This is a genomic window from Pararhodobacter marinus (genome assembly GCF_003122215.1).
In the GTDB taxonomy this organism is placed as follows: Bacteria; Pseudomonadota; Alphaproteobacteria; order Rhodobacterales; family Rhodobacteraceae; genus Pararhodobacter; species Pararhodobacter marinus.
Map to the genome: position 1 here is coordinate 16,885 of NZ_QEYD01000016.1, position 26,834 is coordinate 43,718.

Consider the following 26,834-nt stretch of genomic DNA (forward strand, 5'->3'; position numbering starts at 1 on the left):
GGGCGGTGTGGCGCGCCGTTCAGGTCGTCGCGCCGCGGATGCGATGCCCATGGGTCGTGCCAGCCCCCCTCTGCGTTCAAAAAACGGAGCCGATCCGCCGGAGAGCGGACAAAAAAAGACCGCCCGAAGGCGGCCTGAGAAGATTCAAGGGACAAACAAACGAAGAGGCCAGGCCCGAGGGAAAGCCCGGCCTCGTCACCTTGCAAACGCCGGCCCGTGGGAAAGGTTCCGCCCGGCGAGGAAAAAAGTGAAAAATGTTGGCCCGCCCGGAAGGACGCGGATCTCGGGGCGTCAGTTCCGCAGCGCCGCCGGGGCGGGAAGCTCGTCGTCTTCCACGCAGACGCGGTTACGGCCCTCGGATTTGGCGAGGTACAGCTGGCTGTCGGCGCGGTCGGTCCAGTCCTCGACATCGATCACGTCATGCGTCGCCTCGGCCACGCCGAAGCTCGCCGTGACGCTGATCTGGCCATAGCCCGGGATCGGCAAAGCGCCGATGGCGGCGCGGATGCGCTCGGCCACGTCCGCAGCGCGCTGTGCCCCGGCATTTGCCACCAGCACCGCGAATTCCTCGCCGCCGACGCGACCGAAACTGTCCTCGACGCGCAATTCCTGCAACACGCAGCGCGCGACGGCCTTCAGCACCGCGTCGCCCGCGGCGTGGCCCCAGGTATCGTTGATGGACTTGAAGTGATCGAGGTCGAACAGCACCAGCGAGGCGCGTCCATGGCTGCGCTCATGGGCGGCGAAGGCCTTGCGCAGGATCTCGTGGAACGCGCGGCGGGTCATGGCCCCGGTCAGAACGTCGCGGCTGGCCTCGCCCCACAGGTCCACCTGATCGACCACCAGGCGGGCGAAGCCTTCGAGCAACTGACAGTCGCGGTCGGTGAATTCACGCTCGGCGGTGTCGAGGATGCGCAGCGAGCCGATCACATCCTGGTCCCTGATCAGCGGAATTTCCAGGAACGAGCGATAGACGCCGCCATCGGCATTGGCCGGGGCGCCGTGCAATGCGATGGACACCGCGGGAACCGAGAAGACCGATTTGATCAGGTCGATTGCGGCGGCGAATTGCGCGGGTCCGGGCAGGGCTGCCTGGATCGGAGTGTTCAGCATGCAATCGTCCTCGGCCCCGCAAGGCGCGGCACTGACTGGCTGGGATACGGAAACGCGGGCACTCATCACAACATCCTGGTCGTTCACGACGGATGCCTGATTAGTGGCGCCGGAATGCGACCGGGATGGGGACGGGCTGGGGCGAAAACAAGGTTAAATCCTGATTAACCCACGCAAAATTCCCCGGCTCTGCCGCAATTTCGCCGCAAAGCCGCGGGCAGTCCGAAGCGGGGACCGAAGCGGGGGCGTCATATTTCCCTCGGTCATTGACGCAAGCGGCAAATTACGTTAGGTCGCTCCATCGGTCACGGCCTTGCGCGCGTGGCCCGACCGCTGCCGGGGCGCGACGACTGGCGTCCCATAAATCCCTTGCGGCCCGATGCCGCAACAGATGGACGCCCATGACGAAATTTACCGATCTGAAACTGGACCCCAAGGTCCTGAAGGCCGTTACTGAAGCCGGCTACGAAACGCCGACGCCAATTCAGGCGCAGGCCATTCCCGAAGCGCTGGAAGGCCGCGACGTGCTGGGCATTGCCCAGACCGGCACCGGCAAGACCGCCAGCTTCACGCTGCCGCTGATCACGCGCCTGTCGCGGGGCCGCGCCCGGGCCCGGATGCCGCGCTCGCTGGTGCTGGCTCCGACGCGCGAGCTGGCCGCGCAGGTGGCTGAAAACTTTGATATTTACGCCAAGCATACGAAGCTGACGAAGGCGCTTCTGATCGGCGGCGTGTCGTTTGCCGAACAGGACAAGCTGATCGACCGTGGCGTCGATGTGCTGATCGCCACCCCCGGCCGTCTGCTCGACCATTTCGAGCGCGGCAAGCTGCTGCTCACCGGGGTCGAGGTGATGGTCGTCGACGAAGCCGACCGTATGCTGGACATGGGTTTCATCCCCGATATCGAGCGGATCTTCCAGCTTACGCCCTTCACCCGCCAGACGCTGTTCTTCTCGGCCACGATGGCCTCCGAGATCGAGCGCATCACCAACATGTTTCTGTCGAATCCCGTCCGGATCGAGGTCGCGCGTCAGGCGACGACCGCCGAGACGATCGAACAGCAGCTTATCGAACTCTCGCCCACCCGCCGCGACCGTGCCTTTGCCGAGAAGCGCGCGCTGCTGCGCGCCCTGATCGAGTCCGAGGGCGAGGCCTGCACCAACGCGATCATCTTCTGCAACCGCAAGATCGACGTGGATGTCGTTGCCAAGTCGCTGAAAAAGCACGGTTTCGACGCGGCGCCGATTCATGGCGACCTGGATCAGTCGGTGCGCACGCGCACGCTGGAAGGCTTCCGGGACGGCTCGATCCGGCTGCTGATCGCCTCGGATGTGGCGGCGCGCGGGCTCGATATCCCGGCGGTGAGCCACGTCTTCAACTTCGACGTGCCCTCGCATTCCGAGGATTACGTCCACCGCATCGGGCGCACCGGCCGGGCGGGCCGCAAGGGCAAGGCGTTTACCATTGCCACGCCGTCCGACGACAAATACCTGGCGGCCATCGAAAGCCTGCTACAAAAGCCGCTGCCGCGCGGTAGCGCGCCCGAAGGCTATGCCGAGGCGGCGGCCAGCGCGAAGCCCGACCGCAAGCGGTCCGAGAAATCCGACAAGCCGACCCGCAGCCGCCGTACCCGGGGCGAGCGCGCGCCCAAGCCGCAGGACGACGCGCCGGTGACCGAGGTCGAGGAAACCGCCGCTCAGCCCGAGATGGCCGAGGCCACGGCGCCCCGTGACGAGGCCCCGCGCGAGGAAAAAGTCCGCGAGCCGCGTCCGGAAAGCCGCAATGACCGTTCCCATGACCGGGGCAATGATCGCAACGGGGATCGGGGTGATCGGAACGGTCGGGGTCGCCGCAACCGTGACGAGCCGGTGGTTGGCATGGGCGATCACGTCCCCGATTTTCTGCTGCGCGAGTTCCGCGCCAAGGCCAGCTGAGCCCGTATTCCGGGGCCGTGAGGAAGCACGCCCTGCTTGTGACGTTCTGTGACCATGACCACTTTGAAAGCTGGCGCGATCATCGCGCCAGCTTTCTGATTTTATAGCGAATTTTCATTCTCCGGCAGCAGCGAAACCCTACTTTCGGGGCAGGGTTTCATCCGAAGACAGACCTCGGGCTGACCGGCGACGAAGGTGTCCGGGCAATTCCGGTTCCGGTGCGCCAGCCCGTTGACCCTTTCTCAACATTTCGAGCGTTAGCTGCCGTTGCCGAGCCTTTCCCCACGCGGAACCCACGCTCGTTTTCTGGAGCACGAGATGAAAGCGGAACTTGACGAAGAACTTTCCCGATTCGGGTTGGACAAGGCAGCACTTGGATGGCTGGGCCGGGCCTGGACGCTGATCGAACCCGACCTCGACAGGATCCTTGACGCGTTTTACGCCCGCGTCGGCGCGGATCCCTCGGCGCTCGGTTTCTTTCACGACGACAGCCGCATCGCCGCCGCTCGTCAGGCCCAGAAAACGCATTGGAGCCTCTTGCTGTCAGGCAATTTCGGGGACGAATACGCCGCCTCGACAGAGCGTATCGGCCGGACCCACGCGCGCATCAAGCTGCCGCTCGACGTCTACATGTCGGCCTATGCGGGGGCGTCGTCGGGCATCTTGCGGATACTGGTCGCAAAGCGTGGCCGGTCCATGCTGCCGGCGGCCTCGCGGGGCGTCGGCGACATGGTCGCCGCCGTCAATCGGGCCTTCGCCTTTGACATCGCGCGCGTGACCTCGATCACTTTCGCCGTCTGGAACGAAGAGCTGGAGCGGGCCTTTCACCATCTCGAAGGTGCCATCCGTCAGCTTGAGGCGGGGAATCTCCGGCATCAGATCCCGTCGCCGCGCGACAGCGATTTCCCGGAACGCTACGATGGTCTCCGGCTGCAGATGAACAAGGCGGCCGCCCGGCTGGATCGCACCCTGGCGGGCGTCGACAGCCATCTTTCCGCGGTGATCGGCCAGTCGGAGCGGGTGTCTGACATGGCGGATGACCTGTCGACACGCACCAACAGCCAGGCTGCCTCGCTGGAAGAAACGGCAGCGGCCATGCAGGAGATCACCGAAACCGTCGCATCAGCGGCGAGCATGACGGAAAGCGCCCGGGAGGTGACGGGCGAGGCCCAGAGAGAACTGGAAGAAGCGTCGCGCGCGGTTGCCGCCGCCTCGGATGCGATGCACGAGATCCAGGCATCCTCGCAAAAGATTTCAAGCATCACCCAGATGATCGAGGATATCGCGTTCCAGACCAACCTGCTGGCGCTCAATGCCGGGGTTGAAGCCGCCAGGGCCGGGACCGCCGGTGCCGGCTTCGCCGTGGTCGCGACCGAGGTTCGCAATCTTGCGGTGAATGCCGGCACGGCGGCCAAGGAGATCAGGCAGCTGATTGCCACCAGTTCCAGCCAGGTGGAAAGCGGGGTCGATCTGGTCGGCAGAACCGGGCAGCATCTGCGGGGATTGGTGAGCAGTTTCACCCAGGTCGATGATTTGTCCCGCCACATTGCCAAGGCCGCGCAGGAACAATCTCACGGGATCCGGGAAATCAACGTCTCGATCTCGCAGATGGACACGATCACCCAGAAGAACGCGGCGATGGTGGATGATACGCAGCATCAGGTCTCGCGCATGAAGCAGTCGCTGTCGGACGTCACCGGCCTGTTGGGGCAGTTCCGCTTCAATGCCCTGTCGGCACCGGCGGACAACGAACCCGAATATTTTTTGCGTGCGGGCTAAGGTCGCCCCCGATCCGCAAGGCGTGTGTCCGGCAGGCGGCCACGGAGCGAGGCCCCCGTGGGCAAGAGGCTTTCAAAGGGCAGGCCGCCCCATGGGCGATAGCGGTTCCCGCCCATGCGACAAAATCCGCGCGCGCCGCGCTTCAGAATCCGGCCTGCGCGGGCTCAGCGCTGTGCCAGCAGGTCGGCGGTGCGCTTTGTGTTCTGGTAGATGCCAAGACCCAGATACATGAAGCCGGCGATCAGCGTGACATAGAGAAGACCGCCGATCAGCACGCCCACCGCGACCAGAGCGCTGGGGACGCCGCTCTGCGGCGGCAGCATGAACATCGCGCCGGCGGCGACCAGCACGCCCAGCAGCAGGATGACGACCAGGACGTTGATGAGCTTTTCGAGCATGTTGATGAAAAAGTCGCGCATGGATGGCTCCTGAAAAAAGGATCTGGAAAGGGTCGGAGGCGCAGCAAAGCACGAGGGGCGCGACGCGGCAAGCCGCGCGCGCCCCTCCGGTCCCGCCCATCCGGCGGTGGCGATCAGTAGCTGTATTCGCCGTAGATCCGCGACAGATCGCCGTTCCAGTCCCCGTGATAGCGCGCCAGCAGCTCGTCCGCCGGGGCCTGCCCGGTTTCCAGGCTGTCCTGCAGCGCGCTCAGGAAATGCGTCTCGTCGGGGACAAGCCCGCCGGCACCCGGGCGCGCGCGCGCCTTCAGGCCCGCCTGCGCGATATCGACGACCTGTTTCGCCAGATCCATCATGGTGACGCCCGGAACCTCGGCCTGCAGCCCGTCGACGCTGGCCGCGACACGCAAACGGTCGCGGGTTTCCAGGTCCCAGTCCTTGCACAGGTCCCAGGCCGCATCGAGCGCGCTCTGATCGTAGAGCAGCCCCACCCACAACGCGGGCAGCGCGCAGAGCCTGCGCCACTGGCCGCCATCGGCGCCGCGCATTTCCAGGTACTTCTTCAGCCGCGCTTCAGGGAAGATCGTCGTCAGGTGATCGGCCCAGTCCGACAGCGTCGGCATCTCACCGGGCAGGGCGGGCAGTTCGCCATTCAGGAAGTCGCGGAAGGACTGGCCCAGCGCGTTGATATACTTGCCGTCGCGATAGACGAAATACATCGGCACATCGAGCGCGTAATCGACGTAGCGCTCGAACCCCATCCCATCCTCGAAGACGAAGGGCAGGGTCCCGGTGCGCGAGGGGTCGAGATCGCGCCAGATGCGCGAGCGCCACGATTTGTGGCCGTTCGGCTTGCCCTCGAAGAAGGGCGAATTAGCGAAGAGCGCGGTGGCGACGGGCTGCAAGGCCAGCGCGACGCGCAGTTTCTGCACCATGTCGGCTTCGGAGGCGAAGTCCAGATTCACCTGCACCGTGCAGGTGCGGTACATCATCTGCGTGCCATGCGTGCCGACCTTGGGCATGTAGTCGGTCATCAGCCGGTAGCGCCCCTTGGGCATCATCGGCATCTGTTCATGCGTCCATTCCGGCGCCGCGCCCAGCCCGATGAAACCCACGCCCACCTCGTCGGCGATGGATTTCACCTCGCGCAGATGCTCGTTCACCTCGTCGCAGGTCTGGTGGATCGTCTCGAGCGGCGCGCCCGACAATTCCAGTTGCCCGCCGGGTTCCAGGCTGACATTCGCCCCGTCGCGCGTCAGGCCGATGATCTTGTCGCCTTCCAGAACCGGGTCCCAGTTGAAGCGGTCGCGCAGCCCTTCCAGCACCACCCGGATCGAGCGGTCGCCGTCATAAGGCAGCGGCTTGTGGCTGTCCTTGCAGTAGCCGAACTTCTCGTGCTCGGTGCCGATGCGCCAGTCTTCCTTGGGCTTCGAGCCCGAGGCGAGGTATTCGGCCAATTGGTCGCGATGCTCGATCGGCCCGCCGCCGGATTGGGGGATAGACATTGTTAACTGGCGCTCCGGGCTGGTCTTTGGAACGTCAGACCTGTCGCGTGGGGCGGCTCAAGTCAAGAGGCGGCGCGTGGGATGGCGCCAAATCAGCCGGGCGCGCGGCGCCGGCCCGTCATCGACCATGCGCAGAAGGCGCTTCATCTCGAAGCCCGGAAGCTGCGCGAAGGCGTCGAACAAGGCCGGATGGCCGGTCGCGGCGCGCGGGATTGCCAGGATCGTGCCGTCGAAGGCTTCGAGCAGCCAGAATTGCGCATCGGCGCTGAGCGACAGCGCCAGAACGTGGTCGATGGCCACCACGCCGCCACCGCGCGGACCCAGGTAGCGGATCTCGCCCTCGATCACCTCGACGACGCCCGTGGCGATGCCCGGGGCGGCAAAACGCGCGCGCTGTGCCGCGCCCAGCGTCAGCCCCGCGCCGACAAGCGCCAGCAGCCAGCCCGCCCAGGGCACCCAGCCCGGGCCGGTCAGCCCCCACCAGATCCCCACCAGCGTGACCACCAGCGCGCCGCCGGTCTCGCCCCAGCGGTGGAGCGCCGCGCGCATCTCGGGGCGGATGAAATCAAGCATCCACAGGACCCCTCGGCGTTGTCAGCAGGGCAATGGCGAAATCGCCTATGCGTTCGAACCCGATCGCCTCGTAGGCGCGGCTTGCAGCGGGCGAGGCGGCGGAAAGGATGGCCTGGCTGACGCCGCATGCCCGGGCCTCGGCCAGATGCAGGGCGACGGCACTGCGCGCGGCACCCGCATTGCGATGCCGGGGCGGGGTATAGACGCCGCCCACCTGCACCATGTCGGGCAGACGCGCGTTGAAGGCGGTCATCGCCAGCGGGACGCCATCGCGTTCGAAGATCCGCGCAGTCTGCTCGAGGATCGCGCGGGCCGCCCGGCTGCGGCCAAGGGCGGTCGCCCGTTCGGGAGCGGCGCCCAGCGTCTCGGTTTCCGAGGCGGTATACCAGGCTTCGAGCAGCGGCAGATCGGCGGGCAGCGGCCGCCGATTCGCCCCCGGGGCCAGCCCGTCTTCGCGCAGCCGCGAGAGGTCGAGCCCGTAAAGGGGCTCAATCCGGCACGAGGCCTGCGCCGGGTCGTCCATCTTCAGCGCCGTGCAGGCCTGTTTCACCTGCAGGACCGCGCCGGTCAGGCCCAAGAAGCGGCGGGCGCCGATCCAGCTGGCCACGGCCTGCCATGTCGCAGGGTCCGCCTGGGGCGCCTGAAAGGTGCCACAACCGGCATTCGTCAGCCCAAAAACGCCGGTGATCGCGCCCGCCGCATCCCGGGTCAGCACCACGTCCATGGCGCGCGGCGCCTCCGTATTGCCCAGCCCGTGTTCGCGCAGGTTCGAGCGCAGGAACATCGAGCTTTCGGCCCGCACGCGCAGGAAATCCTCGATCTCGGGCAGGTCGGCATCCGTGGCCGGGAAGAGACGGGGCAGGGACATGGGCTGTTTGGTGTCCGGTTTCGCGGGCTGTGTAAAGGGCCGGGGCCTTCAGCCGCTCCAGTCGCCGTGCCGGACCTGCCAGAGCGTCAGCGCCGCCACCGCCGCCGTGTCCGCGCGCAGGATGCGCGGGCCAAGACCCAGACGCCGCACGAAGGGCAGGGCGGCCAGCCGCGCGCGCTCAGGCGCGGAAAAACCGCCTTCGGGGCCGATCAGGATCGCGGCGGGGGCGGGGGCGGGTTCGGCGATCTCGTCGCCCGCAAGGCTTTCATCGGCCCACCACAACAGCCGCTCTTCGGGCCAGTCCGCCAGCAGCCGGTCCAGCCGCGACAGCTCGGCCACCTCGGGCACGAAGGTGCCGCCCGATTGCTCGGCCGCCTCGACGGCATGGGCCTGCAGCCGGTCGCGGCGGATCCGCTCGGAATTGGTGAACTCGGTCTGCACGGGCAGGATGCGGGCGGCGCCCATCTCGACCGCCTTTTCGACGATGAAGTCCGTGCGCGCCTTCTTGATCGGCGCGAACAAAAGCCACAGATCGGGCGGATCGAGTTGCGGCGCGCTCTGGGCCAGAGGCGCCAGAACCCCGCCGCGCTTGCCCAGATCGACGATCTCGGCCCGCCATTCGCCGTGGCGTCCATCGAAGACCGCCACGGCATCGCCCGCGCCCATCCGCATCACGTTGCCCAGATAATGCGCCTGCTGTTGTGTCACAGCGACGTGTTGCCCTTCCGCCAAGCCTTGCTCTACATAGAGCCGGACCTTGGGGCGTTCGGTGTCTTGGGGTGTCATCTTGGGCATGGACGGGACTGTATGACCGGGGCAGGGCAAACACCAGAGGGCGACGAGGGCCACCAGACCGCGCCCGACAGCGCCGATACCGCGATCAGGGACCGGGTCGACGGCAGCTGGGTCGATACCAAGGCGCCCGAGGATCTGCGCCCCTATCTGCGTCTCAGCCGCGCCGACCGGCCGATCGGGACGTGGCTGTTGCTGCTGCCCTGCTGGTGGGGCGCGCTTCTTGGCGCGCTGGCCGCGCCCGAGACGCGCGGGCTGACCACGCTGTGGATCATGATCGCCTGCGGGCTGGGCGCGGTGCTGATGCGCGGCGCAGGCTGCACCTGGAACGACATTTCCGACCGCGACATCGACGACAAGGTCGACCGCACGCGCAACCGGCCGCTGGCCTCGGGCGCGGTCTCGGTGCGCGAGGCGCTGATCTGGATGGCGATCCAGATGGTGGCATCGTTCCTGCTGCTTCTGACCTTCAACGCCGCCGCCATCGCGCTGGGTATCCTCGCGCTGTTGCCGGTGGCGATCTATCCCTTCGCCAAGCGCTTCACCTGGTGGCCGCAGGTCTTTCTGGGCCTCGCCTTCAACTGGGGTGCGCTGCTGGCCTGGACCGCGCAGACCGGCAGTCTGGGCTGGCCCGCCGTCATCCTGTACGTCTCGGGCATCGCGTGGACGCTGTTCTACGACACGATCTATGCCCATCAGGACCGCGAGGACGACGCGCTGATCGGGGTGAAATCCACCGCGCGGCTGTTTGGCGAGAATACCGAGAACTGGCTGCGCGGTTTCCTCGTGGCGTCGGTCGTGCTGATGTCGCTGGCGATCATCTACGCGCTGGCGCCTCTGGCCGAACCGCTGCGGTTGTCGCTGGCTCTGGCGGGGGCCTGGGCGTTTGGCGCGCATCTCAACTGGCAGTTGGGGCGGCTCAACATCCACGACAACGACGTGCTGCTGCGCCTCTTCCGCTCCAACCGCGATGCGGGCCTGATCGTTGTGCTGATTCTTGCCGCTGCGTTGATGGTGTGATTGCATCGCCCCCGCCATCCGGCTAGGTCAGGCCAGATCGGCCCGACCGGGCGACGCTCACGGAACACCCATGGCACACAAAACCCTGATCGTTTCGATCGTGGCTTTTCTGGTGGCGGCCTGCCTTGCGCTGGTCACGTCGCTCGTCCTAGTCGGCATGGTCGAGAGGCGCACGGGCGATGCGGTGACCGGCGCCTTCCGCCGCGCCGGGATCACCTGGGCCGAGATCGATGTGGACGGGCTGAATGTCGGGCTCAGTGGCACCGCCCCCACCGAAAGCGCCCGCATCCGCGCGCTGCAGGTCGCGGGCGAGGTGATCGACATCTCGCGCGTGTCGGAAACCATCGTCGTCCCGGTCCGCACCGCCATCGTCGCCCCCACCTTCCGGGTCGAGCTGATGCGCAACCGCGACGAACTTTCGGTCATCGGTCTCGTCCCCGAGACCCGCGAGGGCGAGCCCCTGGTCGACCGGCTGGCCGAGGCGCTGCCGTCCCTCGATGTCGTCGACATGCTGCAGACCTCGAATTACGCGGTGCCGGGCGGCTGGGTCGCGGCGGTCAATTTCGCGATCGAGGCGCTCGAGCGGTTCGATGTCGGCCGGATTTCGGTCACGGCGGGCCGGATCGAGGTCGAGGCGCTGGTCGACGGCCCCACCCAGCGGCGTGAGATGGAACAGGCCCTGCGCGCCATCGCCCCGCGCGGGCAGGTGCTGCAGCTCGATCTGGTCGCGCCGCGTCCGGTCGCGGCGCCCTTCCTGCTGCGCGTCGATGCCGAGGGCGGGGCGCTGCAGACGGCCTCTTGCGTGGCCGACACCGCCGAGGCCCAGGAGCGCATCGCCGCCGCGCTGAGCGCGGCAGGCGTCACCCGGCGCCTGAACTGTCCGCTGGCCTTGGGCGCGCCGACGCCGCGCTGGGGCGAAGGCGCCGCCGTCGCCATCGCCGCCCTGGCCGAGTTGGGCGAGGGCAGCCTGACCATCTCGGACGGCACCGTGATCCTGTCGGCGCCGCATGACATCGACGCCACCGCCTTCGACCGCGCGGTCGGCCGTCTGGAAACCGCGCTGCCCGAAGCGTTCAGCCTCAACGCCGTGCGGCTTGACCCGCCGGTCGCGGAACAGGACGGCGCAGGCGCCGCGCCCGAGATCCAGCTCACGCTGACCGACGAGGGCCGCCTCTCGGTCGCGGGGCGTCTGCCGGACGAGCGGATCCGTGCCGCCGTGCGTGCCTTCTCCGGCGCCCGGTTCGGCCCCGACGCGGTCGAGGTCGCCACCCGGCTCGATCCCGAATTGCCCAGCGGGTGGTCGGTTCGCGTGCTCACCGCCATCGAAGCGCTGGCCGAATTGCATCACGGCAGCGGCGTCGTGCGCGCCGACCGCGTGTCGATCCGCGGCGTTTCGGGCAATCCCGACGCCCGCAGCCAGGTCACGCAGGCCCTGCTGCAGGGGCTGGGTGCACAGGCCAATATCGCCGTCGACGTCACCTATGACGAAGCGCTGGACCCCGTGGCCAACGCCCCCACGCCCGACAATTGCGAAGCGCGGGTGCAGGCGATCCTGGCCGAGGACAAGATCACGTTCGATCCCGGCTCGACCGAGATCAACGCGGCGGCGGGTCGGGTGCTGGACCGGATCGCCGACGTGCTGCGCGAATGTGGCGAGCTGCCGCTGGAAGTCGCCGGATATACCGACAGCCAGGGGCGCGAGGAGACCAACCTCAATCTCAGCCAGGCCCGCGCCGAGGCGGTGATCAACGGCCTGTTGTCGCGCCGCGTCCTGGTCGCCTCGCTGGTCGCGCAGGGCTATGGCGCCGCCGATCCCATCGCCGACAACGGCACCGAGGCCGGGCGCGAGGCCAATCGCCGGATCGAGATCCGCCTGATCCGCCCCGAACCGCCTGCCGAACCGCTCGACCCGGCGCTCGAAGCCGAGCTGGAATTCGAGATCCGGGAAGCCGATGACGACACGATCCGACCGCGCCGCCGCCCCGGCAGCGAGCCCGCGGTCGAGGAAACCGAGGGCAGCGGCGATTGACCTCGGCGCGATAGACCGGCATGACCGAAGCCACTGACAAAAGCCCCATGCGCGCGCCGGAGAGACTGGAATGAACCGCACCGAATTCGTTGTCGTGACCCTGATCGTCCTGACCGCCGCCTTCGCGCTGGGTTGGTTCGTCAATTGGGTCGTGCATCGGTTCACGCGCGTCACGCAGGCCGATCTGGGCGAACTCGAACGCATGGCGCAGGCCCTGCACGAGGCCGAGGAAACCCGCGATCAGGCCATCGCCTATATCCAGCACCGCGACGAGGAAGTCAGCCGCGAGATGTCGGCGCTGCAGGCCGAATTGCGCGCCGCGATGGAAGGGCTGCGCGATGCCCGCTACGAGGCCGAGAACCTGCGGCAGCGCCTGGCCGAGCAGGGGCAGTGACCCGCGCGCGGCAGGCCTCCGTCTTCGTCTGCAAAGCCCGCCCCCCGCGTACACATCGCCGCGAGCAGGTCTTGCCCGGTGTCCCGCGCACAGGCAAAGTGGCGCCCATGGTAACGCCGAGCGAGACGACACGATGAGGGCTCGTTCCCAGCACCCCACCCGGTTCCTGCCCGGGCGTATCCTCTGCCCCGAAGCCCGGATGATGCCGTCTCGGCAGCTTCTTTGTGCCGCGGCGCTGGCGCTCAGCCTTGGCAGCGCGCCGGGGGCGATGGCGCAAAGTCTTGCCGACAGCGCTGCGCGGATCGAACAGCTGATCGAGTCCGGGCAGGGGGCCGAGGCGGTCGAGGCCGCGCGCCGGTTCCTTCAGCAGGTCGCCGAGCGCACCGGCTTCGGCGTCGCCAACGCACAGCTGACCGTCGGGGTGGCCGAGGGGTTCGGCATGTTCGAGCCGCGCGCCGATAACCGTTTCCTCGTCGACGAACCGATCCATGCCTATGTCGAGGTTTACGGCTTCAGCCTGTCGCCGCTCAGCAACGGCGCGAACCGGCTGCTGTTCGACGTGTCCTTCACGCTCGATTCGCCCGAGGGCGAGCAGCTGACAGACGGGATGATCTCGATGGGCGAGGTTCAGCTCGATTCCTACCGCGAACCGATCGACGGCTATTTTCACCTGACCTACCGCGTCACCGGCGCCGTCGGAGCCTATATCCTGCGCACGCGGGTGGTGGATCGCGCCAGCGGCGAGACGGCGGAATTTTCCCTGCCAGTAGTGTTTTCCGAGCCCGGCGCGGCGACCTCCGAGAAATAGCCTGCAGCGGACGCCGCCTGCCGCGTTTTACCAGCGCTTCAGCGCGCTTTCGTCACGCTCGGCGGCCTCGACCCAGGCTTCACCGGTCGCGGTGATTTCCTTTTTCCAGAAGGGCGCGCGGGATTTCAGGTAATCCATCAGGAATTCGGCCGCGGCGAAAGCCTCGGCGCGGTGGCGCGCGGCGGTGGCGACCATCATGATCGTCTCGCCGGGGGCCAACGGGCCATGCCGGTGAAGGATCAGCACGTCGGCCAGGTCCCAGCGCTCGCCCGCCTCCGCGGCGATCTTGGTCAGCGCGCGCTCGGTCATGCCGGGATAATGCTCGATCTCCATCCGCGCCAGCTGGCCGCTCGCATCGCGCACGATGCCGCAGAAGCTGACCACGGCCCCCGCGCCCGGGGCGCGGGCGGCGAAAGCGTTGCATTCGGCGCCGTAATCGAAAGGTTCGGCCTGAACGCGGATCTCCATCGCCTCAGCCCCCGGTCATCGGCGGGAAAAAAGCCACTTCGCGCACGCCCGCGAGCGGCGCGTTGAAATCGCTCAGTTCCTGATCCAGTGCCACGCGTACGGCGGCGAGATCGGAAAAGGCCAGCGCGTAGCGGTCGTCCTTCGCGCGCAGTTCCTCGACCAGCTCGGCCACGGTGCCCGCGCCGGTCTGAACCGTTTCGCGCGGTTCGCCGATGCGTTCGCGCAGCCAGGCGAAATACAGGATCGTCAGCGTCATTCCGAGCCGTCCTTCAGATGCGGCAGGGCCTTGCGCAGATAGTCCCAGCCGGTGATCGCGGTCAGCAAAGCGGCGACCCAGATCAGCAAGAGGCCGATGGCCCAGACCACCTCGCCGCTGACATTGGCCAGCGACAGCATGTTGATGTCGGCGTCGATGCCGGCATCGGTCATTTCGCTGATCAGCGCGTTGTTGCGGGCGAGCGCCTGCTCGCGCACATATTCCAGCCCCAGCGCCGCGAACAGGGTCGAGATCGCGATCATCTGCGCGGTGGTTTTCCACTTGGCCAGCTTCGTGACCGCCAGCAGGCGCGACGTGTTGCCCAGATATTCGCGCAGCCCCGAAACGAAGACCTCGCGGAACAGGATGATCGTCGCGGGCAGGATCAGCCAGGGATCCATGCCCGAATAGCCGGTGATCACCAGAAGCGCGATCACCACCATCGCCTTGTCCGCGATCGGGTCCATCATCGCGCCGATTCGGCTTTCCTGCCGCCACAGCCGCGCCAGATAGCCGTCGAAGTAGTCGGTGATCGCCGCGACCAGGAACAGGACCAGCGCGAACCAGTCCGCCCAGGGGCGTGCGAAATAGAGAAACATCACCGCGACCCCGGGGGCGGCGAGCAAGCGCAGCAGCGTAAGCGAGTTGGGCAGGTTCCAGCGCATGGGCCGTTGGTAGCCCATGCACGAGGCGTGGGGAAGGGGCCTATTCCGCGGCGTATTCGGATGCGTCGTCGTCCGCCGGGTGGGGGACGCGGCCCGCATTACGCCCGGCGTCCGGTTCGCGGCCACGCCCCGGGTGATCCGGGCCCGGTACCCTGCCGGAACGCGCATCGGCGCGCGCGCCCGGATCGGCCCGTGCCGCTGCGCCCAGGCCTGCTGGGGCACCCGATGCGGGGCTGCGTGTCGCCGATGAACCCGCGCCCTTCCCGGCAGATGTCGGTGCCGTTGTTCGCGCCGTCACGCTCCGGTTGCCGGCGGCTGTTTCGGCGGCGGCGGCGGATTCGAGGCGCGAGGCGGTGATCATCGACAGGCTGGTCTGGATCGCGACGGCCAGACTGGACAGGCTTTGCAGGCTTTCGGTGATTTCCGACTGCACGTTGTCGATCTGGTCCAGCGTTGCCGAGCACGCCGCTTCGAACACGTCGTCGCGCCGGCTTTCGACCCGCCCGAGAATGCGGATCGTGTCGAGCCCCAGCACAAGCCGCCGGATCTCGAAGGCAGAGGCGATCAGCTGGGTCGCCATCTTGCCCGCCTCATCGAGCGAGGCTTCGACCTTGGTTTCGCTTTCGGTGCCCAGTTGCTGGACGATCAGATGCTCGCGGCGCTGTTCGTCACCGTCGAAAGAGGGGGGCGGGCGGCGGATATGTTCCGACATTTCCAGATGCAGTCGCGCGCAATTGGCAAGGATCAGCGCCCGGCGCACGGCGGAATCCATGCGGCCGCAGATATTCTGCTCGCCCGTGACGAAATTGGTAAGCCGTTCCGAGATATTGTCGAACGAGGTCTTGTAGTTCATCGAGATCTGGCTGATCGGCCCGCCCTGCGGTTCCAGACGGGCGGCGATCAGGCGCATGTTGACGGGCAGCAGCTTCAGGCTGTCGAACAGTTTCACCAGCCGCGTCTGCTCTTGCAGCGCCTTGGACAGGGCGCCGACCAGCTCCGTCAGATGGGTCGCGGTCTTGTCGGCGCTGCGGTTCAGCACCTGGTCACGCGCGGTGGTTTCGCGTTGCAGGGCGGTGCTCATGAACTCGGCATAGGACTGGAATCCCATGTCGTGCAGCCGTTCCAGAAGCAGCTCGGCCGATTTTTCCGCGCTCAGATTCTCCGTCTCTTCGCGGCGCCTGAGCCTGGCGTATTCGCTGCGAATCGTGTGGAACAGCGGCGAGGAAGGCTTCATCCGGACCGAGAAATAGCCCCCTTCACAGGGAATCGCGGCCGCGAGGACCCAGTAATAGCGCCCGTCCTGCGAGCGGTTCTTGACGTAGCCCACCGCGGGATCGCCCGCTTTCAGGCATTGCCAGAAGATATGGAAGAACCCCTTGGGCATGTCGGGATGGCGCACGATCTTGTGCGGCGCGCCGACCAGTTCGCGCCAGTCATAGCCCGACAGGCGCCGGAAGACGTTGTTCGCCGCCTGGATCAAGCCGCGTTCATTGGTCCGCGAATAGATCAGTTCTTCGGTGTCGAAGGGCATGTCCTGCCCGGAATCGCGCGCGGCCTGCGCGAAGCTGGAGGAGGTCGGTGTCTGTGACATGAGCGCACGCAATGAGGAAAGCCAACGCCCCCAGCATCGCGCCCGAACCTTTCGAACCCGTTACCGGCGCCGCGCTTCACTCGCCCGTGTGAAAGAAATTGTAGATCGTCTCGGCCATCGCCTGAGAAATCCCCTCGACCGCGCGCAGATCGCTCAGCCCCGCGCGGCTGACCGCCTTGGCGGAGCCGAAATGGGCCAGAAGCGCCCGCTTGCGCGCGGCGCCGATGCCTGGAACCTCGTCGAGCGGCGTCTTGGTCGTGGTCTTCGCCCGCGCCGCGCGGTGGGTGCCGATGGCGAAACGGTGGGCCTCGTCGCGCAGGCGCTGGATGAAATAGAGAACCGGGTCGTTGCGCTGCAGCGCGAACGGGTTTTCGCCCGGGCGGTGGAATTCCTCGCGCCCCAGGTCGCGCTCGAGCCCCTTCGCCACCCCCACGAAGGGCACGTCGTCGATGCCGAGGCTGGTCATCACCTCGGCCACCGCCGACACCTGCGGCGCGCCGCCGTCGATCAGCAAGAGATCGGGCCAGGCGGGCGTCTGGCGGCCGGGATCTTCTTTCAGCAGCCGTTCGAAGCGGCGCGTCAGGACCTCTTTCATCATGCCGAAATCGTCGCCTGGCGCGGTCTTGATGTTGAACTTGCGGTATTGGTTCTTCATCCAGCCTTCGGGCCCCGCGACCACCATCGCGCCCACCGAATGCGCGCCCTGGATATGCGAGTTGTCATAGATCTCGACCCGCTGCGGCGGCTCATCGAGGCCGAATGCCTCGGCCAGACCGCGCAACAGCCGCGACTGCGCCGCGCTTTCCGACATCTTCCGGCCCAGGCTTTCGCGCGCATTGCGCAAAGCGTTCTCGACCAGCTCGGCCTTTTCGCCGCGCTTGGGGATGGTCAGCGCGACATTGCGGCCCGCGCGGGCGCTGAGGAGTTCGTGGATCAGGTCCTCGTTGTCGATGGGATGCGACAGCAGGATCTGCCGGGGCGGGGGCTTGCCGTCGTAGAATTGCGCAAGGAAGGCTTCGAGTATCTCGCCTTCTTCCGCGCCGGCGCCGGTGCGCGGATAGAAATCGGCATTCCCCCAGCTCTGGTTCGCGCGGATGAAGAAGACCTGCACGCAGGCCTGCCCCTTTTCCAGGTGCAGCGCCACGACGTCGGCTTCCTCGACGCCCTGCGGGTTGATGCCCTGCGATTGCTGCACGGCGGTCAGCGCGCGGATCCGGTCGCGCAAGGCCGCCGCGCGCTCGAATTCCATCGCCTCCGAGGCGTCCTGCATTTCCTTCGCCAGCTCGCCCTGGATATGCGAGGTCTTGCCGGACAGGAACCGCTCGGCATCGGACACGAGATCACGGTAAGCTTCGGGCGTGATCAGGTTCACACAGGGACCCGCGCAGCGCTTGATCTGGTAGAGCAGGCAGGGGCGCGAACGGTTGGCGAAAACGCTGTCGGTGCAGGAGCGCAGCAGGAACACCTTCTGCAGCTGGTTGAGCGTCCGGTTCACCGCCGAACCGCTGGCGAAGGGGCCGAAATAGGTGCCCTTGGACGTGCGCTTGCCGCGATGCTTGCGGATCTGCGGAAAGGCGTGGTCCTTGGCGATCAGGATATTGGGAAAGCTTTTGTCGTCGCGCAAAAGCACGTTGTAGACGGGCTTGAGCTGCTTGATCAGGTTCTGTTCCAGAAGCAGCGCTTCGGTCTCGGTCCGGGTCGTGAGGAACATCATCGACCGCGTTTCCGATATCATCCGCGCGATCCGGCCCGAATGCCCCGACGGGCGTGCGTAATTCGACACCCGGGCCTTCAGGTTGCGCGCCTTGCCCACGTAGAGCACCCGCGCCTCGGCATCGAGCATGCGGTAAACCCCCGGCGATCCGTCCAGCGTACGGACGTAGCTGGCGATCAGCGCGTGGCCCGTAAGCTCCGGGATGTCAGGCGTGTCGGTCATGAGATGATTCTGCTCTTGCTGCAAGTGTACTGCGCCGGAATACAAGCGCAAAGCTTTCCACGGAATCTGTGGATAAGGCTGTGAAGAGCCTGCGGGCAAAGGCGAGAAACCCTTGTATCGCTGGGCATTCCGTGATGTGCCTATTATTTAGGCGGTTTTGCAAGGCTTTGATATTGCTTGCAAAAAATCTTTCCCGCGCCAACCCCCTGAAATTCTTAAAGTTTTGGTGACGTGTTTGTGACAGCGCCGCGCGCGGTGGACAAGCTGACGCAGGGGCCACCGCAAAGGCTTATTCGACGCCCAGGATATCGGGGGTTTTCCAGCCCAGATGCTGGCCGCCATCAACGCAGATCAACTGCCCTGTGACGGCCTTTGCATCCAGCAGATAGCCCAGCGTGGTGCAGATATCCTCGGGGTCGGATCCGCGTCCCAGGACGGTGTTGGCGCGCTGTCGGGCGAAGTGGTCCTCGGTCTGGCGGGCGCCGCGCATGGTCGGGCCGGGACCGATCGCGTTGACGCGGATCGCGGGCGCCAGCGCCTGCGCCGAGGTCCGGGTCAGCGCCCAGAGCCCCATTTTCGCCAGCGTGTAGGTCATGAATTCGGGTGTCAGTTTCTGCACCCTTTGGTCGATCATGTTGACGATCAGCCCGGTGGGCAGGGGCTCTCCCTGCGCGTCGGTGCCGGCGGGGGCGGCCTGCGCCGCGAAAGCCTGCGTCAGCACGAAAGGCGCGCGCAGGTTCGATTCCATGTGACGGTCCCAGCCCTTGCGGGTGGCGCTGCTCAGGGTGTCGTATTCGAAGATCGAGGCATTGTTGACCAGAAGCGACAGCGTCCCCCCCAGCGCCTTGGCGGCGGCGGGCAAGAGCGCCTGCGTTTCGTCCTCGTCCAGCAGATCGGCCTGCAGCGTGACCGCTTTCACGCCCTTGTCACAGCAGGCTTCGGCCGTGGCCTCGGCCCCGTCGCGCGAGGTCGCGTAATGCAGCGCCACGTCCCAGCCGCGCCCGGCGAGGTAAAGCGCCATCTCGGCCCCCAGCCGCTGACCCGCCCCTGTAATCAATGCCCGTCCGTTCATGCTATCCTCAGAACATCTGTACGACATAGGCCACATAGGCCGCGATCAGCAGAACGCCAGCGATCCGCCCAATGCTGCGCCCGGTCACGACGAAAATTCCCAACAGCGCGGACGAGGCCAGCATCACCCACAGATCCACCCGCAGCATGGTTTCGGGCACCGGCATATCGCCGAAGAACGAGGCAATGCCGATGATCGCCAGAAGGTTGAAGATGTTCGAGCCGATCACATTGCCCATCGCCACCCCCGCCTCGCGGCGGAACGCGGCGGCGACGGTCGTCGCCAGTTCCGGCAGCGAGGTGCCGATGGCCACCAGCGTCAGGCCGATCACCGCCTCGGACACGCCGAGCGCGGTGGCGACATCGGTGGCACCCGCCACCAGCAGGTTCGCGCCCACCGGCAGGCCGATGATGCCGCCCAACAGGTAGATGGCGATCTTCAGGCCCGAGATCCCCTCTTCGACGCCTTCCAGGTCGTCGGCCTCGGAGGCGCTGCGGCGATGCGCGCTGGCCCGGGCATAGCTGTGCCACAGCATCAGCCCCAGCCCCGCCAGCAACACCAGCCCGTGGATCCACGTGATCGGACCCAGGAACGCCAGCAGGATGAACAGCAGCGTCGCGCCCATCATCGTCAGAAAATCGGACATCAGCGAGCGTGCCACGGGGACGGCGGCGATGATCGCGGGGATGCCCAGCACCAGCAGGATGTTGGCGATGTTCGAGCCCACGACATTGCCCAGCGCAAGATCGGGCACGCCGTCCAGGATGGCGTCGACCGAAACCAGCAATTCCGGTGCCGAGGTACCGAAGGCCACCACCGTCAGGCCCACGATCAGCGCGGGCACGCCCAGCTTCAGGCTCAGGTTCACAGCGCCTTTCACAAGGAAATCGCCGGCGACGACCAACAGGGCGAGGCCGGCCACGATCATGCCGATATCAAGGATCATTTCAGGTTTCCGCAGTCAGGACGCTCGCAGGGCTGCGAGGAGGTGCCGAGGTTCACGCGCTTGCAGGTCGGGCAGCGCAGCCGGTCCAGAGCGGCGCGCGGGCGTCCGTCACCCAGCCGGTTCTTCGGGCGCAGCGCCTTCTGGATCATCCCCATCGCCAGGATGAACAGAAGAAACAGGATGACGACGCGGATGATCATGCCGGATCTGCCCTCACAATCCCAGCCGCGCCCAGAGCGCCGCTTCCTCGATTCCGCCCAGCGCGTCCTGCGCCAGCGACAGGCCCAGGCGCGACAAAAGGCGCCGGCGCGGGCCGAAGACGCGGAACCGGGTCTTTTCGCCATAGCGCGCCTTCAGCACCGGGCTGGCATGGCCGATGGCATCGGCCAGCCCCAGCCGCACCGCCTGATGGCCCAGCCAGAAGCGGCCGTCGAACAGGTCGGTTTCGGTGCTCAGCTTGGCGCCGCGGCGCGCTTTCACATGGTCGATGAACACGCCGTGCATCTGTTCGAGCAGGTCATTGAGCCGCGCCACGTCGTCGGGGTTTTCCGGGCGGAACGGGTCGAGCTGGCTTTTCGAGCGCCCGGCGGTATGCACGCGGCGCTCGATGCCGAGCTTGCCAATGGCCTGATCCAGCCCGAACCCCGCCGCGACGACGCCGATGGAGCCCAGGATCGAGGCCGCGTCGCAGGTGATGTCGTCGGCCGCCGAGGCGATCCAGTACCCGCCCGAGGCAGCCGCATCCTCGACAAAGGCATGGACCGGCACGCCGGTTTCCTCGCTCAGGCGGCGGATGCGGGCTCCGATCAGCGCCGATTGCACCGGCGAGCCGCCGGGCGAGTTGATCAGGAGCCCCACCGCGCGCGGCTTGCCGGTCTTGAAGGCACGTTGCAGAAGCGGAGCCGTGCTTTCGTCAGACAGCCGTCCCCGGCCCCCTGCCGCGATCATGCCCTGAAGGCGTACGAGATTGACGCGCGGCGGTCTTTGCGTCAGGCGCGCGGGCAGGGAGAGGGCGTATTTCATGCTCCCCGATGTAGGGGCGGGGCGCCCCCCCAGCAAGGGCTGCCGTCGCGCGGCCCGGGGAATTTTCCGCCGCGCCGGGCAGGTGGGTCAATCGCCCCGCCCGGTATCGTCGCCTGCATCCTTCCCCGCGCTGGCCGCTTCCTCGCGCGCGGCCTTCGCCCGCAACAACAGCCCGTAGACCCGGCGCGCATCGGTGATCCGTTCGAACCCCTTGTAGGTCGTCGTGGTCCGGGTCCGCCGGTGGCGCCCGCCCACACCGCCCGGCATGCCGGGAACGACGCCGGGGCCCGGCAGGCTGCGATGCGGCGTCGTGGTCGTGTAGCTGGAGGTTTGCCGGCGAAACCAGACGGTGCCGGGATTGCCCTCGGCCAGCGACAGCGCGTTCATGTCCTCGAAACCGTGGCGCTCGAGCTTGCGCTTGCCGCGCAGGTCGGTGGCGATGAAGGCCGCGCGGTCGGTCAGCGTGTACCACGTGTTGCGCCGGACATGGGCCTCCCAGATCGGCGCGCCGATCATCATGTAGAGCCCGACCAGAACGAAGGGCACGCCGAAGAGCGGGAACAGGTCGAAGCCGTCGGTCGGCGACATCCAGCGGGCGCCGGCGATCCAGAGCACGGCAAAACCGGTAAAGAAGATCGCGAAGACCAGCTTGAAGCCGAAGAAATCGCCCGGCCGCAAGCGGCCATCGGGGCGGTCCTGCCACAGGATCTGTTCCCCCTCGTCGAGGATCCCTTCCCAGCCCGCCGGAACCTTGCTCATCAATCGTCTCACTGAAATGGAACGCAAATATCGCGCGACGATGTCGCGAAGCGCGCAGGCGATCAAGCGCAAAGCGCGGCTTGCTCAGCCGTTCACGGCCTTGCGATGCGGCGCCATCAGCGCATAGACCGTCTCGGCCCCGTCGATGCGGCGAAAGCCGACGCGCTGATACTCGGTATGCCGGCGGACATTCACGCCCTGGCTCGAGCGGGTCGTATAGGTGACGCTGTCTTGCGCAAACCAGACATTGCCCGGGCCCCCCCGCTTCCCCGGCTCGAGCGCGATGCCGCGCATCTCATCCATGCCGTAGCGCCTGAGCATCCGGCGCCCGAACATATCGATCGCGACGATGGCCGCGCGGTCGGTCAGCGTGTACCACGTCCCCCGCCGGATCCAGGCATCAAGCGCCAGCCGTCCCAGCGCGAAATAGAGCGCCCCCAGCCAGACCAGGCCGATGACAAGCCAGATCGCCACCGCCAGCCCGGCCTGCAGCCAGCCCGCTGACAGGGGCGGCAGGATCGACGGCGCGGCAGCAAGGAACATCGTGGTGATGCCCAGCACGAACAGGCCGATGCGCGACTGCGCCTGAGCGATGTCGCGCCAGATGATCCCGGTGCCGGGGCGTCCCTGCCACAGGATTTGTTCGCCGGGTTCGAGAAAGCCGTCCCATTCGGGGGAAGAGTTCGTCATGTCTGCCTGCTTCGGGATCGGGCATCCATGTTCGCGCGCGGTCGCGCGTCGATCAAGTCCGCTCGGCGACGAGGCCGCGCTTGATCGCCAGAAGATGATCGTGGACCGTCCTGGCCGCGTCGCCGATCCGCTCGAAACCGATATCGACATCGTGGCTGCGCCCGCCGCTGCGCACCCGTGCGCGGGCGAAGGTGACGCCGTTCCAAGCGGTGCCGATGGGCGAGTCCGCCGAGATCGGGTAGCTTTGCACCGTGACCCGCCCCGTGCGGTCGGATCGCGCGATGATGGCGCGGCGGGTGGTCAGCGCGTAGCGCGTGTTGCGCCGGCGCCGTGCGTCGCGCAGATGCAGCCAGGGCCCCAGGAAGAACGCCACCAGCCCGAAGAACACCACGCCGGGCAACACCGCCATCGCGGCAAGCTGTGGCAGCAGCAGGACGAACATCCCCACAAGGATCAGCATGCCGAAGCCGAAGCCCAGCGCCACAACCGCCTCGATCGCGTGACGCCAGACGAAGACCAGCCGCCCGTCGGGGCGGCCCTGCCATAACAGCGTCTCGCCCGGTTCCAGCCGGGACTGCCAGCCCGCCTGGTCATCGGTCCCGGCGGCCGCGCCCGTCATGCGGCGCGCGCGGCACGCAGGTTGCGCGCCAGCAGATCCATCGCCGCCATCCGCACGGCCACGCCCATCTCGACCTGTTCCTGGATGACCGAGCGGTTGATGTCGTCGGCAATCGTGCCGTCGATCTCGACGCCGCGGTTCATCGGCCCGGGATGCATGACGATGGCGTCGTCCTTGGCGAAGGCGAGCTTCTCGGCATCGAGCCCGTAGCGGTGGTAATATTCGCGCTCGGACGGGATGAAACCGCCATCCATCCGCTCTTTCTGCAGCCGCAGCATCATCACGACATCGGCGCCTTCCAGCCCCTTCTTCATATCGTCATAGACCTCGCAGCCGAATTCCGCGACGCCCGTGGGCATCAGCGTGGGCGGGCCGATCAGCCGCACGCGGTTTTCCATCTTGCCCAGAAGGATCAGGTTCGAGCGCGCCACGCGGCTATGGGCGATATCGCCGCAGATGGCGATGGTCAGCCGGTGCAGGCGGCCCTTCTTGCGCCGGATCGTCAGCGCGTCGAGCAGCGCCTGCGTCGGGTGTTCGTGCCGCCCGTCGCCCGCGTTCAGCACCGCGCAATTCACTTTCTGCGCCAGCAGGTCGACCGCGCCCGAATGCGGGTGACGCACGACCAGCAGGTCGGGATGCATGGCGTTGAGCGTCAGCGCGGTGTCGATCAGCGTCTCGCCCTTCTTCACCGACGAGGTCTGCATCGACATGTTCATCACATCCGCCCCCAGCCGCTTGCCGGCCAGTTCGAACGAGGCCTGCGTGCGGGTCGAATTCTCGAAGAACATGTTGATCTGGGTGAGCCCGCGCAGCGCATCGGAATGCTTGTCGCCCGAGCGGTTCTGTTCGACATAGGTCTCGGCTAGATCGAGGATCGTGGTGATTTCCGCCGGGTGCAGCGGCTCGATCCCGAGAAGATGGCGGTGCGTATAGGTCATGGGGCCTCGCTGATCGGTACCGGGGCGGACTGATCGCGGTATAGGAACCGCCGCGCGACGGGGCAAGAGGGCACCAGGGAGGGGGGCGCGCCCCCCTCGCGCTGACGCGCTCACCCCCCGGGATATTTGTGGAACAAAGACGGGCGCGGCTGTCAGGCGGTCAGCGCCAGGTCGAACAGCGCCTGAATGTCCGAGACCGAGGTGCCCGCGATGGTGCGGCCCAGCTCCTGCTCGCCTTTGAGCGCGATGATGGTCGAGCGGCGCGGCACGTTGAAGCGGCGCGAGAGCTCGCCGTCGCCGTACTCGTCCCAGTCGACATGGATCAGCGTGAGGTTCCGGTCATAGGCCGGGTTCTGCGCGCGAAGCTCCTCCATCACGCGCTGCTGGCGCGCGCAGGTCGAACACCACGTCGCGTAGAAATCGAGGATGATCCGGTCGCCGCGCGCCATCGCCTCTTCGGCCAGGCCGGGCGTGTAGGCGACGAATTGCGCGCGCGCGGCCATCGGCATCAGCGAGACGGCGGCGGTGAGGGCCAGGAAATCGCGTCGTTGCATGGGGGGCTCCTTTCGGGGGTCAGATCAGGATGGAGAGGTCGTTGAACCAGTCGGGCAGCGTCTCAATCGCCCAGAATTCGAGCCGTTTGTGCAGGCCGAACCAGAGCGCGGTGCCGATGAGAACGAAGCTGACGCCGATCACCGGTTTGGCGCGGGCCGAGAGGCGGCGCAGCAGGGCGGCGCGGCGGGCGAGCGCCTCGCGCGCGCCATAGGCCAGCGCCAGCATGATGCTGGACACGCCCGCCGCGAAGGCCAGCATGATCGCCCCGGCCAGGACAAGATCGTCGCCCGTCGAGGCCAGCGCGATGGCGCCGCCCAGCGTCGGGCCGATACAGGGCGACCAGACCGCGCCCAGAAGCGCGCCGCCCAGCGCCATCTGCCAGGGGCGCGCGCGGTCGAGCCGGGCGAATCCCGCATCGGCGCGCGCGGCAAGGCCCGTGGTGGCCGTGGCGAAGCGGGCATTGAAGGCGGGCACCAGCAGAACCAGCCCGAAGCCGATCATCGCCAGCGCGGCGGCCCCCTCGACGCTTTCGGGGCGCAGGCCCAGCGCGGGGCCGAGCCGGGCGAGCGCGAGGCCAAGCAGGACGAAACTGGCCGACATGCCGGCCATCAGGAAAAGCGGGCCGCGCCGGTCCCCGGCGCTGGCCGTGGCCAGCACGATCGGCAGCACCGGCAGGACGCAGGGATTGAGCAGCGTCAGCAGGCCTGCGAGATAGCCGAAAAGAATGTCCATCGGGGCTCCGAAGGGAAAGGCTTTCCCTGCGATACGAAACCGGGGCGCGGTTCGTTGCCGGGCGGCGATGACAAATCCGTGAACGGGGGGTCACAGCGCCTTCTGGCGCGACGCCGCCAGTGCGCCCAGCAGCAACAGCGCGGCAGCGGCCAGCAGGCTGGGGCCGATGCTGCCCGTCCGGTCGCCCAGCCAGCCTGCGGCATAGGGGCCCAGCGTCTGGGCCACCGCGAAGACCACGGTGAACAGGCTGATCGCGCTGCCCCAGCTTTCGGGCGGCAGGTTCTGGCGCGTGAAGCTGGTGATCGCGGGCGGCGCCATGAACACGCTCAGCCCGAAGACCGCCGCCGAGACCACGAGCCCCGCCGGTCCCGCCCAAAGGACCGGCAGCGCCGATCCCGCCGCGATGGCGCACAGCACCAGCGCCAGCGGGCGCCCCGAGGCATGGCGCGCGAAGACCCCGCGCCACAGAAGCGGCGACACGGTGATGCAGCCGCCCAGCAGCACCCAGACAAGCGCCACCTGCAGGGTGCCCGCCGCCTGTTCGCGCATCCAGGACGACAGGAAGGTGAGATAGACGATATAGCCCAGCCCGAACCCGGCATAGCCCAGGAACTGCGCGCTCATGGCCCTCAGCGGCAGGGGCGGGGCGTCGGCGCTGCGCCGGGGCACGGCGGGGGCCCGCCACGCCGCCCACAGGCCCAGCGGCAGGCAGGCAAGGCTCAAGCCCCCCACGATCAGCCATGCCCAGGGCCAGGCGGCGTCGCCCCAGCCGCTCAGCATCGCGGGCAGCGTGGCGCCGCACAGAACGATGGCCGAACCGCCGCCCGAGCCGAACAGGATGCCGATCCCCAGCGCATTGCGGCGCGGATCCCCGGCCCAGAGCCGCGCGGCCAGCGCGCCGGCGGTCGAAAAGGACAGCGCGCCGAACAGCCCGGTCAGGAAACGCCACAGGCTCTGCCACCACAGCGCGGGCACAAGCCCCGTCGCCACCAGCGACAAGGCCGTGACCGCCAGGCCGATGGCGAACAAACGCGCCGGGGCCAGGCGGCGCAGCGCCAGCATCGTGCCCACCGCCCCGGCGATGTAACCCAGCGCATTCGCGGTGTTGAGCCAGCCCGCCTGCGCATAGCTCCAGTCCAGATCGGCGCGCATCGCGGGCAGGATCAGGCCATAGGCAAAGCGGCCGAAGCCATTCGTGACCAGAACGCCCAGCGACAGGCCGGTCAGAACCAGCCAGGGATTGGCCTCGGGGCGCGACATCGGGGATCCTCCGCGGTGTTTACCCGCCAGCCGGGAGTCACCCGGCGGCGGCAGAGCGGCATGGTGGCGCGCCGCCCCGGCGTCAACAACCCCGCGCGCACCCGCCCGCGC

28 protein-coding genes are annotated in these 26,834 nt (G+C 67.4%); 6 read left to right on the top strand and 22 right to left on the bottom strand.

The annotated features are described in order from the left end of the window. Window positions 1-291: 291 nt before the first annotated feature. Window positions 292-1,113 (bottom strand): sensor domain-containing diguanylate cyclase, encoded by an 822-nt coding sequence (locus C4N9_RS20145; protein WP_168192301.1) that lies wholly within the window; start codon window positions 1,111-1,113, stop codon window positions 292-294. A gap of 401 nt (window positions 1,114-1,514) precedes the next feature. On the opposite strand from C4N9_RS20145, the gene C4N9_RS20150 reads away from it, so the two are divergent. Together C4N9_RS20150 and C4N9_RS20155 are read left to right on the top strand one after the other, a co-directional pair. Then, entirely contained in the window at window positions 1,515-3,047 is a 1,533-nt protein-coding gene (locus C4N9_RS20150) for a DEAD/DEAH box helicase (protein ID WP_109535140.1), read from the top strand. 267 nt (window positions 3,048-3,314) lie between these two features. After that, complete coding sequence (locus tag C4N9_RS20155; protein WP_146195188.1) at window positions 3,315-4,826, top strand: globin-coupled sensor protein; 1,512 nt, start codon at window positions 3,315-3,317, stop codon at window positions 4,824-4,826. Between the two features lie 164 nt (window positions 4,827-4,990). Here C4N9_RS20155 and C4N9_RS20160 read toward each other — a convergent pair whose 3' ends face one another. The 5 genes from C4N9_RS20160 to C4N9_RS20180 all read right to left on the bottom strand — a co-directional run bounded on the left by C4N9_RS20160 (window position 4,991) and on the right by C4N9_RS20180 (window position 8,956). Continuing rightward, window positions 4,991-5,245: a hypothetical protein gene (locus tag C4N9_RS20160; RefSeq protein ID WP_109535142.1), complete on the bottom strand. Its 255-nt coding sequence runs from the start codon at window positions 5,243-5,245 to the stop codon at window positions 4,991-4,993. Between the two features lie 113 nt (window positions 5,246-5,358). Next, window positions 5,359-6,729, bottom strand: coding sequence for a glutamate--cysteine ligase (locus C4N9_RS20165; protein WP_109535143.1), 1,371 nt, complete (start codon window positions 6,727-6,729; stop codon window positions 5,359-5,361). Between the two features lie 57 nt (window positions 6,730-6,786). After that, on the bottom strand, window positions 6,787-7,302 hold the full coding sequence (locus C4N9_RS20170; protein WP_109535144.1) for a hypothetical protein: 516 nt from the start codon (window positions 7,300-7,302) through the stop codon (window positions 6,787-6,789). Beyond that, window positions 7,295-8,170 (bottom strand): GNAT family N-acetyltransferase, encoded by an 876-nt coding sequence (locus C4N9_RS20175; protein WP_109535145.1) that lies wholly within the window; start codon window positions 8,168-8,170, stop codon window positions 7,295-7,297. Before C4N9_RS20175 ends, C4N9_RS20170 begins: the two co-directional genes overlap by 8 nt. Window positions 8,171-8,218: 48 nt before the next feature. Continuing rightward, window positions 8,219-8,956, bottom strand: a complete 738-nt coding sequence (locus C4N9_RS20180; protein WP_109535146.1) for a 16S rRNA (uracil(1498)-N(3))-methyltransferase — start codon at window positions 8,954-8,956, stop codon at window positions 8,219-8,221. 21 nt (window positions 8,957-8,977) lie between these two features. On the opposite strand from C4N9_RS20180, the gene ubiA reads away from it, so the two are divergent. The 4 genes from ubiA (at window position 8,978) to C4N9_RS20200 (ending at window position 13,213) form a co-directional block, all read left to right on the top strand. Then, complete coding sequence (gene ubiA, locus C4N9_RS20185; protein ID WP_245902645.1) at window positions 8,978-9,982, top strand: 4-hydroxybenzoate octaprenyltransferase; 1,005 nt, start codon at window positions 8,978-8,980, stop codon at window positions 9,980-9,982. Window positions 9,983-10,052: 70 nt separating this feature from the next. Continuing rightward, the gene (locus C4N9_RS20190) at window positions 10,053-12,011 is read left to right on the top strand and encodes an OmpA family protein (RefSeq protein WP_109535148.1); all 1,959 of its coding nucleotides are present in this window, start codon (window positions 10,053-10,055) and stop codon (window positions 12,009-12,011) included. A gap of 70 nt (window positions 12,012-12,081) precedes the next feature. Then, the gene (locus C4N9_RS20195) at window positions 12,082-12,405 is read left to right on the top strand and encodes a hypothetical protein (protein WP_109535149.1); all 324 of its coding nucleotides are present in this window, start codon (window positions 12,082-12,084) and stop codon (window positions 12,403-12,405) included. A 133-nt stretch (window positions 12,406-12,538) separates the two neighbouring features. Then, window positions 12,539-13,213, top strand: a complete 675-nt coding sequence (locus C4N9_RS20200) for a hypothetical protein (protein WP_146195189.1) — start codon at window positions 12,539-12,541, stop codon at window positions 13,211-13,213. A gap of 27 nt (window positions 13,214-13,240) precedes the next feature. Here the strand turns inward: C4N9_RS20200 and C4N9_RS20205 are convergent, their stop codons facing one another. From C4N9_RS20205 to C4N9_RS20280, 16 genes are all read right to left on the bottom strand, one after another. Further along, window positions 13,241-13,681 (bottom strand): molybdenum cofactor biosynthesis protein MoaE, encoded by a 441-nt coding sequence (locus tag C4N9_RS20205; RefSeq protein WP_109535151.1) that lies wholly within the window; start codon window positions 13,679-13,681, stop codon window positions 13,241-13,243. Window positions 13,682-13,685: 4 nt separating this feature from the next. Beyond that, window positions 13,686-13,931, bottom strand: a complete 246-nt coding sequence (gene moaD, locus C4N9_RS20210) for a molybdopterin converting factor subunit 1 (RefSeq protein WP_168192304.1) — start codon at window positions 13,929-13,931, stop codon at window positions 13,686-13,688. 2 nt (window positions 13,932-13,933) lie between these two features. After that, window positions 13,934-14,602 carry a CDP-diacylglycerol--glycerol-3-phosphate 3-phosphatidyltransferase gene (gene pgsA, locus C4N9_RS20215; protein ID WP_109535199.1) on the bottom strand — a complete coding sequence of 223 codons (669 nt, stop codon included), beginning with the start codon at window positions 14,600-14,602 and terminating at the stop codon, window positions 13,934-13,936. A gap of 40 nt (window positions 14,603-14,642) precedes the next feature. After that, complete coding sequence (locus tag C4N9_RS20220) at window positions 14,643-16,193, bottom strand: PAS domain-containing protein (protein ID WP_109535153.1); 1,551 nt, start codon at window positions 16,191-16,193, stop codon at window positions 14,643-14,645. A gap of 76 nt (window positions 16,194-16,269) precedes the next feature. After that, window positions 16,270-18,129, bottom strand: a complete 1,860-nt coding sequence (uvrC, locus tag C4N9_RS20225; RefSeq protein ID WP_109535154.1) for an excinuclease ABC subunit UvrC — start codon at window positions 18,127-18,129, stop codon at window positions 16,270-16,272. A 289-nt stretch (window positions 18,130-18,418) separates the two neighbouring features. Next, complete coding sequence (locus tag C4N9_RS20230; RefSeq protein WP_109535155.1) at window positions 18,419-19,201, bottom strand: SDR family oxidoreductase; 783 nt, start codon at window positions 19,199-19,201, stop codon at window positions 18,419-18,421. Window positions 19,202-19,208: 7 nt separating this feature from the next. Then, window positions 19,209-20,147 (bottom strand): calcium/sodium antiporter, encoded by a 939-nt coding sequence (locus C4N9_RS20235; RefSeq protein ID WP_109535156.1) that lies wholly within the window; start codon window positions 20,145-20,147, stop codon window positions 19,209-19,211. Then, the gene (locus C4N9_RS20240; protein WP_109535157.1) at window positions 20,144-20,347 is read right to left on the bottom strand and encodes a hypothetical protein; all 204 of its coding nucleotides are present in this window, start codon (window positions 20,345-20,347) and stop codon (window positions 20,144-20,146) included. Before C4N9_RS20240 ends, C4N9_RS20235 begins: the two co-directional genes overlap by 4 nt. A gap of 13 nt (window positions 20,348-20,360) precedes the next feature. Beyond that, entirely contained in the window at window positions 20,361-21,170 is an 810-nt protein-coding gene (locus tag C4N9_RS20245; RefSeq protein WP_109535158.1) for a S49 family peptidase, read from the bottom strand. Window positions 21,171-21,257: 87 nt separating this feature from the next. Continuing rightward, a complete protein-coding gene (locus C4N9_RS20250; protein ID WP_109535159.1) occupies window positions 21,258-21,929 on the bottom strand; it encodes a hypothetical protein in 672 nt (223 codons plus the stop codon). Between the two features lie 84 nt (window positions 21,930-22,013). Further along, window positions 22,014-22,619 (bottom strand): hypothetical protein, encoded by a 606-nt coding sequence (locus C4N9_RS20255; protein ID WP_109535160.1) that lies wholly within the window; start codon window positions 22,617-22,619, stop codon window positions 22,014-22,016. Between the two features lie 52 nt (window positions 22,620-22,671). After that, window positions 22,672-23,238, bottom strand: a complete 567-nt coding sequence (locus C4N9_RS20260; protein ID WP_109535161.1) for a hypothetical protein — start codon at window positions 23,236-23,238, stop codon at window positions 22,672-22,674. Further along, entirely contained in the window at window positions 23,235-24,176 is a 942-nt protein-coding gene (locus C4N9_RS20265; protein WP_109535162.1) for an aspartate carbamoyltransferase catalytic subunit, read from the bottom strand. The genes C4N9_RS20260 and C4N9_RS20265 overlap by 4 nt, the downstream gene beginning before the upstream one ends. A gap of 152 nt (window positions 24,177-24,328) precedes the next feature. Next, window positions 24,329-24,730 (bottom strand): thioredoxin family protein, encoded by a 402-nt coding sequence (locus C4N9_RS20270; RefSeq protein ID WP_109535163.1) that lies wholly within the window; start codon window positions 24,728-24,730, stop codon window positions 24,329-24,331. 19 nt (window positions 24,731-24,749) lie between these two features. Further along, window positions 24,750-25,463 (bottom strand): cytochrome c biogenesis CcdA family protein, encoded by a 714-nt coding sequence (locus C4N9_RS20275; protein WP_109535164.1) that lies wholly within the window; start codon window positions 25,461-25,463, stop codon window positions 24,750-24,752. Window positions 25,464-25,553: 90 nt separating this feature from the next. Next, window positions 25,554-26,723 (bottom strand): YbfB/YjiJ family MFS transporter, encoded by a 1,170-nt coding sequence (locus C4N9_RS20280; RefSeq protein ID WP_109535165.1) that lies wholly within the window; start codon window positions 26,721-26,723, stop codon window positions 25,554-25,556. Window positions 26,724-26,834 lie beyond the last annotated feature (111 nt).